The organism is Serratia sp. SA088, assembly GCF_049065515.1.
Classification (GTDB): domain Bacteria; phylum Pseudomonadota; class Gammaproteobacteria; order Enterobacterales; family Enterobacteriaceae; genus Serratia; species Serratia nematodiphila.
The window spans coordinates 17,421-27,332 of sequence record NZ_JBAKGW010000011.1; the positions used below are offsets into that span (position 1 = coordinate 17,421).

10 protein-coding genes are annotated in these 9,912 nt (G+C 62.2%); 5 read left to right on the forward strand and 5 right to left on the reverse strand.

All coding sequences use genetic code 11. The features are described 5' to 3' along the window. The first annotated feature begins 20 nt into the window (after positions 1–20). The 3 genes from ACOWVD_RS22195 to ACOWVD_RS22205 all read left to right on the forward strand — a co-directional run bounded on the left by ACOWVD_RS22195 (position 21) and on the right by ACOWVD_RS22205 (position 2,371). Entirely contained in the window at positions 21–203 is a 183-nt protein-coding gene (locus tag ACOWVD_RS22195; protein ID WP_004941600.1) for a YfgG family protein, read from the forward strand. A gap of 103 nt (positions 204–306) precedes the next feature. After that, entirely contained in the window at positions 307–1,740 is a 1,434-nt protein-coding gene (gene mgtE, locus ACOWVD_RS22200) for a magnesium transporter (RefSeq protein WP_015378729.1), read from the forward strand. 277 nt (positions 1,741–2,017) lie between these two features. Continuing rightward, a complete protein-coding gene (locus ACOWVD_RS22205) occupies positions 2,018–2,371 on the forward strand; it encodes a DNA-binding protein (RefSeq protein ID WP_049239880.1) in 354 nt (117 codons plus the stop codon). An 8-nt stretch (positions 2,372–2,379) separates the two neighbouring features. On the opposite strand, the gene alkA is transcribed toward ACOWVD_RS22205, so the two are convergent. From alkA to ACOWVD_RS22220, 3 genes are all read right to left on the reverse strand, one after another. Continuing rightward, positions 2,380–3,870, reverse strand: a complete 1,491-nt coding sequence (gene alkA / locus ACOWVD_RS22210) for a DNA-3-methyladenine glycosylase 2 (protein ID WP_021504426.1) — start codon at positions 3,868–3,870, stop codon at positions 2,380–2,382. 161 nt (positions 3,871–4,031) lie between these two features. Further along, on the reverse strand, positions 4,032–4,871 hold the full coding sequence (locus tag ACOWVD_RS22215) for an oxidoreductase (RefSeq protein WP_197763908.1): 840 nt from the start codon (positions 4,869–4,871) through the stop codon (positions 4,032–4,034). Between the two features lie 147 nt (positions 4,872–5,018). Then, complete coding sequence (locus ACOWVD_RS22220) at positions 5,019–6,029, reverse strand: AraC family transcriptional regulator (protein WP_049239882.1); 1,011 nt, start codon at positions 6,027–6,029, stop codon at positions 5,019–5,021. A gap of 271 nt (positions 6,030–6,300) precedes the next feature. Between ACOWVD_RS22220 and yegD the strand changes: the two genes are divergently transcribed. Beyond that, a complete protein-coding gene (gene yegD, locus ACOWVD_RS22225) occupies positions 6,301–7,653 on the forward strand; it encodes a molecular chaperone (RefSeq protein ID WP_421105785.1) in 1,353 nt (450 codons plus the stop codon). 49 nt (positions 7,654–7,702) lie between these two features. Continuing rightward, positions 7,703–8,269 carry a GNAT family N-acetyltransferase gene (locus ACOWVD_RS22230; protein WP_049239884.1) on the forward strand — a complete coding sequence of 189 codons (567 nt, stop codon included), beginning with the start codon at positions 7,703–7,705 and terminating at the stop codon, positions 8,267–8,269. On the opposite strand, the gene ACOWVD_RS22235 is transcribed toward ACOWVD_RS22230, so the two are convergent. Then, positions 8,266–8,883: a pyridoxamine 5'-phosphate oxidase family protein gene (locus tag ACOWVD_RS22235; RefSeq protein WP_049239885.1), complete on the reverse strand. Its 618-nt coding sequence runs from the start codon at positions 8,881–8,883 to the stop codon at positions 8,266–8,268. The genes ACOWVD_RS22230 and ACOWVD_RS22235 overlap by 4 nt on opposite strands. Positions 8,884–8,944: 61 nt before the next feature. Then, the gene (locus ACOWVD_RS22240; RefSeq protein ID WP_015378734.1) at positions 8,945–9,898 is read right to left on the reverse strand and encodes an aldo/keto reductase; all 954 of its coding nucleotides are present in this window, start codon (positions 9,896–9,898) and stop codon (positions 8,945–8,947) included. Between the last annotated feature and the right edge of the window lie 14 nt (positions 9,899–9,912).

A 9,912-nucleotide genomic window follows, 5' to 3' on the forward strand; every position in this document is an offset into this window, starting at 1 on the left:
ACCGGCATACCGGGTGATATATGCGCAAGAAAACCACCGGACAGATGACGAAGATAGTGTTGTTTATCAGCTTTATCATTTTAGTCGGCCGACTGCTGTACGCCGCCGTGGTGGCGGTGCCTCATCATCAGGAAAAAAAGCAGGCCGCTGCGCAAAACGCCGCCGAAGTCAGCGCGCCGCAACAGGACGCCTCCTCTGAATAACCGCCGCGCCCCGTCCGTTTCATAAAAATGACTCCGGCACTCGCTATGCTCTATCTTTTAATGAGCCTGCGTCAGGAACGCCGAGCGCCCGTTAAGGAACACCATGTCAGCCGCAACCCATAACGTCAAAAAAGTCGCTGAACATCGCCAGCGCATTCTCACTCTGTTGTTGAACAATAAGGAATTGGTCGACGGTATTCTCGGCCGGCCAGGGGATGAACACGCCCTCAGCCAAAGCGAACTGCTGAACCAGACGGCGGAAATTACCGGCCTGCTGGACGACATGCACGCTGCCGACCTGGCGGACCTGCTGGAAGCCTTGCCGCAGGACGAGCGCATGGCGCTGTGGCGGCTGGTGGGCAACAGCAAGCGCGGCCAGACGCTGGTGGAAGTCGCCGAACCGGTCTGGGACAGCCTGATCGAGGAGATGAGCGACAAAGACCTGCTCAAAGCGATCAAAACGCTGGACGTCGACGAACAGGCCTATCTGGCGCAATACCTGCCGCGTAACCTGATGGGCCGGTTGCTGACCTCACTGGAGCCGGAACAGCGCGCCCAGGTGCGCGAGATGAGCCAATACGCCAAAGACAGCGTCGGCTGGATGATGGATTTCGAACTGGTGACGGTGCGGCCGGACGTTACGCTCGGCGCGGTGCACCGCTTTTTGCGCATGCGCAAAACCATTCCCGACGCCACCGATAAACTGTTCGTCACCGACCGCAAAAACACCCTGCTGGGCGAGCTGCCGCTCACTGCGGTGCTGTTGAACGACCCGGAGATCCCGGTGCGCGAGGTGATGGACAGCGATCCCGCCACCTTTCAGCCCGAAGACAAGGCCGATGAAGCGGCCGGCGCGTTCGAACGCTACGACCTGATCAGCGCCCCGGTGGTTGACGCCAAGGGCAAACTGATGGGCCGTTTGACCATCGAAGAGATCGTCGACGCCGTCAACGAAGAGAGCGATACCAATCTGCGCCGCATGGGCGGTTTGAGCCCGGAAGAAGACGTGTTCGCCCCGGTCAGCAAAGCGGTCAAGACCCGCTGGGCGTGGTTGGCGATCAACCTTTGCACCGCGTTCGTCGCCTCGCGAGTGATCGGACTGTTCGAACACACCATTTCCCAACTGGTGGCGCTGGCGGCGCTGATGCCGATCGTCGCCGGCATCGGCGGCAACACCGGCAACCAGACCATCACCATGATCGTGCGCGCGCTGGCGCTGCACCAGATCGAAGTCGGCAACATCTCGCGCCTGATGCTCAGAGAGCTGGGCGTCGCCATCATCAACGGCGTGGTGTGGGGCGGCATCATGGGCGTGATCACCTGGCTGCTGTACGGCGACGCGGCGATGGGCGGCGTGATGACGCTGGCGATGCTGCTCAACCTGCTGCTGGCGGCGCTGATGGGCGTGGTGATCCCGATGACCATGCTCAAACTGGGCCGCGATCCGGCGGTCGGCTCGAGCGTGCTCATCACCGCGCTGACCGATACCGGCGGCTTTTTCATCTTCCTCGGCCTCGCCACCCTGTTCCTGCTGTAAGACGCCAAAAGCCGGCTCTGTGCCGGCCCTTTCCACCGGATAACATCGTTGAAAACGTGCCCTGATGATTCGCCAGAATAACAGAGCCGCCGCCGCCATTTGCCGCGCTCAAACCACCCCCGTATTCCCTCATCCGTCACATTATGTTAACCAAGACAAGATTAGTGATATAAATAACACCTGAAGCTTAAACGATTAAGTAAGATGAAGCGCCCATGCGAGTATCAGCGTATCCGTTGATTTTCCTCGACATGTGATGGCTCAGGGATAAGGGACTATGGAAAAGAAATGGTTTTCCGCCAGGGAACTGATGGGTAAGGCGGGGTTGCCTTCAACTCCGCAAGGGGTCAATTTGATGGCCCGGCGTGAAGGCTGGGTCAGCCGCCGCCGCAGCGGCGTACAGGGCAAAGCGCTGGAATACCATATAGACAGTCTGCCGTTCGGCGCGCGCAGCCTGTCGGAGTTGCGCGAAACCGACCATCCGGATTACGACGTCAAACGCCAGGATCCGATACGGGTCTGGATCGAGTATTACTACCACCTGACGCCGGCCGAGCGGGAAAAGCTGCTGGCGTTCCTGATGCGCGAGGGCATGAGCCGCCTGCTGCAGCTGATCGACACCCCTCGCTAGCTCTGCGTTCAACTCTCCCCTTCCGGCGCCCAGCCGTCGTTGTGCCACAGATGCAGCGTGGCGTAAGAACGCCACGGGCGCCAACGTTCAGCGTAGCGTTCAATCTGGCGCGGCGTCATGCCGGGAAAACGCTGTTTGATCAGGTAATCACCGGCCAGGAACACGTCCGGCCACGACCAGGCGCGCATCGCGATATAGCTGGCGGTCCAGTTGCCGATGCCCGGCAGCGCGGTCAGCGCCTCGATGCCCTGTTCGATATCCAGCACGTTATCGAGCTGCAGCCGCCCTTCGCCCAGCGCGCGGGCGATCTCGATCAGCGCCGCCGCGCGCTTCAGCTGCACCCCGAGCGGGCGCAGTTCTTCGGGCTGCAGCTGCGCCACCCGTTCTGCGGAGGGGAAGACATGGGTGATGCCCTCATGCGGCGTCGCCAGGGTTTCCCCCCAGCGTTCAGCCATCCGCCCGGCGAAGGTCGCCGCCATTTTTACGCTGACCAACTGGCCCAGCACCGCCCGCGCCGCCTGCTCGAAACTGTTCACGCAGCCCGGCAGGCGCAATCCCGGCGCATCGGCCGCCAGCGAGCCCAGCGCCTCATTGATGCGGTCCGGCGCGGCATCCAGATCAAACAGCAGGCGCACCCGGCGCAACACCTCCGTCGTCACCAGACTGAGCGCAGGCGCGATCTCTACCCGAACCCGATTGCGCGCTTCTTCCGGCTGCACGCTGACCCAGCCGCGGTGTTCCGTGCCGCCCTGGCTGACGGCGATCGAGCGCAGGTAGCGGCGTCCGTCGACCCGCTCCACGCCCTGCACGGCGCGCGCCTGCAAGAAATTCAGCATGCGCTCCCAGTCATAGGGCGGCCGATAGCCCAGGTGAAACACCAGCCCGCTGGCGGCGGCCCGTTCACCGCGCGCGCCGCCGCTGCGCAGCGCTGACGGTATCAGGCGGTAGCGCGCCTTGAACAGCTCGTTGAAACGCCGCAGGCTGCCGAATCCGGCGGCGAACGCCACCTCGCTGAGCGGCAGATCGGTATCCGCCAGCAGGCGTTTGGCCTGCAGCAGCCGGTGCGACTGCGCGTAATCGATCGGTGAGGCGCCAAACTGTTCGGCGAAGATGCGCCGCAGGTGACGATCGGAAATGCCCAGCCGCGCCGCCAGCGCTTCGCAGCTGTGTTCAGACAGATACCCCTGCTCGATGAGCTGCACTGCCACCTGCGCATAGCGGTTGCCCAAGTCGATCAGCGCCAGACCGGGCGCCAGCTCCGGCCGGCATTTGAGGCAGGGGCGAAATCCCGCCAACTCTGCCGCCGCCGCGCTCGGATAGAAGGTGCAGTTTTCCAGCTTCGGCGTGCGGGCGCTGCACACCGGGCGACAATAGATACCGGTTGAAGAGACGCCGACGAAAAAGCGTCCGTCGAATTTGCGGTCACGCGCGCGCAGCGCGTCGTACAACGCTTGCTGTTGAGTATTCATGGCAACGCTCGGGGTCGGTTTTTTCTGCATTATGGGGCTCGGCTGGCGTGCTGACGTGCGGAATTCGGACATTAAGTTACGCACCTTCCCACCGTCCAGATTAGCGATTGTCTTTAATGATTATGCGTCTGAACAGCGTTCAGACGCACCATTTTCACCGCCACCGACATAAAGCCCCGCTGCCCGACAATTTATTGCCCCCGGCGCGGTACCCCCAATGCCCGGCGCATCAGCCCATCGAAGGCGCGATCGGACAACAAGCGCCGCAGAAAAATCAGCGGTTTCGCGCCAAACCCCACGGCATAGCGCGTTTTCGGACGATGGGCGACGACGGCTTTGGCGATCGTATCGGCAATCACGCTCGGCGGCGATTGCCGTTTCTTGCTGGCGTCGCTGACCATGGCGTGGGCGACAGCGTGAGCCTGAGCGGCGTACTCGCTCTGGCCGGAAACGCCGATCAGTTTTTCCGCGGCGATATCCGCCCATTCACTCTGGATGCCGCCGGGTTCGATCACCACGACGTCGATGCCAAAAGGTTGCACCTCCATGCGCAAACAGTCGCTGATGGCCTCCAAGGCGAATTTGGTGCCGTGATACCATCCGCCCAGCGGCGTATGTATTTTCCCGCCCATCGACGTAATATTGATGACGGTGCCGGAGCGCTGCGCTCGCATGTGCGGCAAAATCAGCTGCGTCAGCCGAACCGCACCGAACACATTCACATCAAATTGAGCGCGAGCCTCATCCGCAGAAACGTCTTCAATAGCGCCATAGGAGCCGTAACCGGCGTTATTGACCAACACATCGATACGCCCCGTTTCGGCGATGACGGTCTTTACCGCCTGCGCTATGGAAGCATCGTCGGTGACGTCCAAAGGCAAAACGCGAATGCCGGCGGCAGCCAGAGCCTGCATGCGTTCAACCCGGCGGGCGGCCGCATAAACGGTGTGCCCGCGCTGCTTTAACGTGACGGCGGTGGCTTCGCCAATACCGGATGAGGCGCCGGTCACCAGGATCACTTTGGACTTCATACTGACTGCTCCTTATTAGGATGATTGCGTTGGCGACTGCCTGCGCAGTCTGTATGTTGTCCACTTTAAGCGACGGGCGCTGCCGCAACCATGTCGAACCGCGCCAATCAACTCGCAGAATGCGCCAACGTGAACAGCGCCTCTCGGCTAATTCAGCCGCATCGCCTGGCGAGCCGCTTCCGGCGTTTGCCCTGTCCATTCGTGAAAGGCGCGGAAGAAAGAGTTCGGTTCTTCAAAACCGAGCAAAAAGGCAATCTCTCCGTTGGTAAGGGTCGAATGCTTAAGATAGTGGCGCGCCAATTTTTCCCGGGTGCCGTTGCTCAGCGAACGAAAACTCTCACCCTCATCTTCCAGACGCCGCTGCAGCGTCCGGCGGCTCATGCCCAATCTTGCCGCCACCACGTCGATGCCGGCGGTATTGCTGGGAATCAACTCCAGCAGCACCGCACAAACGCGCTCTCCGGTGGTTGCCGTGGCGTCCAGTTCACTGAGGCGACGACGCAGCTCGGGTTCGAAAACGCGCCACATGCCCTCATTCACTGTCAAAAAGGGACGCAAGGCATCTGCGGAGGAGAAAGTAATGCCCGGCCCTGCCCCAGGCGTTACCGCGCAGCCGAAGAAGCCTGCCAAGGGGCGTGAAAGGGCTGCAGGCGGCAGTTCAGGCAAGGTGATACGGCGCGCTTTTACCGGTTCGCGCGTGGCAAGCTGCGCCAGCCGAACATAAAATGCCAGCTCAGCCACCAGCAAAGACGCCGGTACCGCCTCCTCCGCCAACAGCCAGCGGGGTGAAATCGTCATTTCGCCTTCAGGGCCGATGACGAGCTCCAGGCTCATCGGCGCCGTAAGTTGCTTGTATTTCGCTAACCGCTGGACAGCTTGCGCCAGATTGGCGCTGCACAGGGCGGCGAATATCGGAGGGTCAAACGATTCCGTTGACATCAGCGCAACGATTTTCAACGGAAACAACGGGTCGCCCGTTCCTTCCTCCATCGCGCGCCAGAAGCGGAAATATTCTTCCGTAGTGATCCCTTCAGCGGTGCGTGACAACAGATCTTCAGGCAATGCAGCCCGGCGTAAAACATCTGTCGGCTGGAGCCCCAGATCTTTCAGCAGGGTTCTCCAGCCGATATTCATGAGAAAGGTAGAGTTGCGCGTCATGAAATCCTCATCACAGAGTCATAGGGAAAGGCATTCCCCGCTCGGAATACCTGTTGAGTATAAAGAAATGGCGTGCGTCTTGATGGGCGAAGCACGCCATTTTCATAGCCGACTGTGCCATTGCTGCGGCTTGAGCGTTATCCGCACTGAGAAAGTTCGCGCACGCCGCCGCGCCCGCTAAATTTTTCGACACTCGCGCATTGGCGCATTGCCCGCCGGCCCCGTCTCGGGTAAAGTCGCCCCCCTTCATTGGCATGGGGACAAAAAAGAGATGTTTATTGGATTCGATTACGGGACAGCCAACTGTTCCGTTGCAGTGATGCGCGACCACGGCCCCGAGCTGTTGACGCTGGAAAACAACGCGCCGTATCTGCCTTCGATGCTGTGTGCGCCGACCCGTGAAGCGGTGAGCGAATGCCTGCACCGCCATTGGCAGCTCCCAACCGGCAGCGAAGAAAACCAGCAGTTGCTGCGCCGCGCCATCAGTTACAACCGCGAAGAAGACATTCCGGTCAACGGCGACAGCGTGCTGTTCGGCCTGCAGGCGCTGGCGCACTACATGGAAGATCCGGAAGAGGTGTACTTCGTGCGCTCGCCGAAATCCTTCCTCGGCGCCAACGGCCTGAAGCCGCAGCAGATCGCGCTGTTCGAAGACCTGGTGTGCGCCATGATGTTCCACATCAAACGCCAGGCGGAAAAGGTGCTGCAGACCGGCATCGATCAGGCGGTGATCGGCCGGCCGATCAACTTCCAGGGCATCGGCGGCGACGAAGCCAACCGGCAGGCGCAGGGCATTTTGCAGCGCGCCGCCGAACGCGCCGGTTTCAAGGACATTGAATTCCAGTTCGAGCCGGTGGCGGCGGGGCTGGACTTCGAGGCGACGCTGAGCGAAGAGCAAACCGTGCTGGTGGTGGACATCGGCGGCGGCACCACCGACTGCTCAGTGCTGCTGATGGGGCCGCAGTGGCGCGACCGCGCCGATCGCCAGCAGAGCCTGCTGGGCCACAGCGGCTGTCGGGTTGGCGGTAACGATCTGGACATCATGCTGGCCTTCAAACAGCTGATGCCGCTGTTCGGCCTCGGCGGCGAAACCGCGAAGGGCATCGCCCTGCCGGCGCTGCCTTACTGGAACGCGGTGGCGACCAACGACGTGCCGGCGCAAAACGACTTCTACAGCGCCGCCAACGGCCGCATACTGCGCGATCTGATCCTCGACGCGGCAGAGCCGGAAAAGGTGAAACGCCTGCTGAAAGTGTACCAGCAGCGCCTGAGCTACCGACTGGTGCGGGCGGCCGAAGAGAGTAAGATAGCCCTGTCCGGCCAAACGGCCATTAGCGCGCCGCTCAATTTCGTGCAGGCCGATCTGGCGGAGAGCATCAGCCAGGATCAGCTCGCCGACGCCATCTCGCAGCCGTTGATGCGCATTCAGGAGCAGGTCAGCGCCGCGCTGGCCAGCAGCCAGACCGCGCCGCAGGTGATCTACCTGACCGGCGGCAGCGCGCGTTCGCCGCTGCTGCGCGCCGCGCTGCAACAGCAACTGCCGGGCATTCCGATCGTCGGCGGCAACGACTTCGGCTCGGTCACCGCCGGGCTGGCGCGCTGGGCGCAAACGCTGTTCCGTTGACAGCCCAAAGGCGCGGCTCGCCGCGCCTTTGTTTATTGGAGGCCCTATCATGTCCACCTTGCTTACCCTCGACAGCGCCAGGCTGCGGCTGCGCCCCTGGCGTGACGAGGATCTGCCGGCCTTCGCCGCGCTTAACGCCGATCCGCAGGTGATGCGCTATTTCCCGGCGCCGATGACGGCCGAGGAAAGCCGCGCGCAGGCCGAACGCATCCGCGCCTTCATGCAACAACACGGCTGGGGGCTGTGGGCGGTGGAAGTGAAAGACGGCGCGCCTTTTATCGGCTTTGTCGGGCTGGCGCGGCCGGGTGACGACCTGCCTTGCGCCCCCTGCGTGGAGATTGGCTGGCGGCTGGCGGCGGCTCACTGGGGCAACGGCTACGCCGCTGAGGCGGCGCGCGCCGCGCTGGCGTGCGCCTTCGACACGCTGCACCTGCCGGAAGTGGTGTCCTTCACCGCCGAAGATAACCAGCCGTCGCGCCGGGTGATGACGCGCATCGGTATGCGCTTCGACGGTGAAACCTTCCTGCACCCGCGCCTGCCGGCGGGCCATCCGCTGCAAAAGCACGTCTTGTACCGGCTTAACCGGCAAACGTGGCGCGAACGCCACGGCGATTAATACAGCGTATCCTTCAGCCGCTGCGGCAGCGCGCTGTCGTACTCCTCACCGTCGAAGCGCGTTTGGCTCACCGCGGCCAAGATTTGGCCGGGGCTGGGCAGCGCCGAACGTTCGAGGCGGCGGCCCTCTTCCCACAACCCCGAACGCAAGATCGCCCGGCTGCACTGGAAGAACACCGCCTCCACCCGAATGCGCAGCACCGAACGCGGCAGCTGGTTGCGGTGGGCGAAGCGCTGCAACATCGCCGGCGCCACCACGATCTCCGCCCGCCCGTTAATCCGCAGCGTTTCGCCGATGCCGGGGATCAGCAACAGCAGCGCCACCCGGTTATCGTGCAGGATATTGCGCAGGCTATCGATGCGATTATTGCCGCGCCGGTCCGGCAACAGCAGGGTTTTCTCGTCTTCGATCTGGATAAAACCGGCCGGATCGCCGCGCGGGGAGACATCCATGCCGTCCGGCCCGACGGTCGAGAGGGCGGCAAACGGCGCCGCCTCGATAAACGGACGGTACGCCGGGTGGATATAGCTGACTTCTTTAAAAACCGAGGGCGCGGCAGGTTTGCCGTAAAGCTGTTCCAGCGCCGCGAGGTCGTTGATGATATCGCCAGACATTGCAGTTTCCTGAATAAGTCATATTGACCCCTTCAGCATAGAGCAAAATCGCCGGCGGCTCTTACTCAGCGCTGGCGTGGTTCAGCGTCTGAATGTCGTCCGCATCCAGCGTCAGGCGGGTGGCGCTGACCAACTCATCCAGCTGCGGCAACGAGGTGGCGCTGACGATCGGCGCGGTGATGCTCGGACGCGCAATCAGCCAGGCCAGCGAGACCTGCGCCGGAGAGCTGCCGTGTTTACCTGCCACCTGATCCAGCGCCGCCAGAATGCGGAAACCGCGCGGGTTCAGGTAGCGCTCGACGATGCGATCGCCGCGCTGGCTTTTGCCCTCGTCCGCTTTGCTGCGGTATTTGCCGGTCAGGAAGCCGCTGGCCAGCGCGAAGAAGTTGATCACCCCGAGACCATGGCGCTGCGCCACGCCTTCCAGCTCGGCTTCATACCCTTCGCGCGCATACAGATTGTATTCCGGCTGCAGGGTTTCGTAGCGCGCCAATCCGTTGCTTTCGCTCACCCGCAGCGCTTCTTCCAGGCGATCCGCCTGATAGTTGGAGGCGCCGATCGCCCGCACCTTGCCGGCCTTGATCAGCGCATCGAACGCCGCCAGCGTCTCTTCCAGCGGCGTATCGCGGTCATCGTCGTGCGACTGGTAGAGATCGATATAATCGGTTTGCAGACGGCGCAGCGAATCTTCCACCGCCTGCTGAATATAGCGCGGCGACAGCCCCTGTTTGCCTTCGCCCATCGGTTTGCCCACTTTGGTGGCGATGATCACCTGGTCGCGCTTGCCGCTCTTCTTCAGCCATTCGCCGATGACGGTTTCCGATTCGCCGCCCCGGTTGCCCGGCGCCCAGCTGGAATAAACGTCGGCGGTATCGATAAAGTTGAGCTGATTGTCCACCAGCGCATCCAGCAGATTGAACGAGGTCGCTTGATCCGCCGTCCAGCCGAACACGTTGCCGCCAAAGGTCAACGCCGGCACCTGAATGCCCGAACGGCCCAGTTGTTTCTTGCTCATCACAAAGGCTCCAT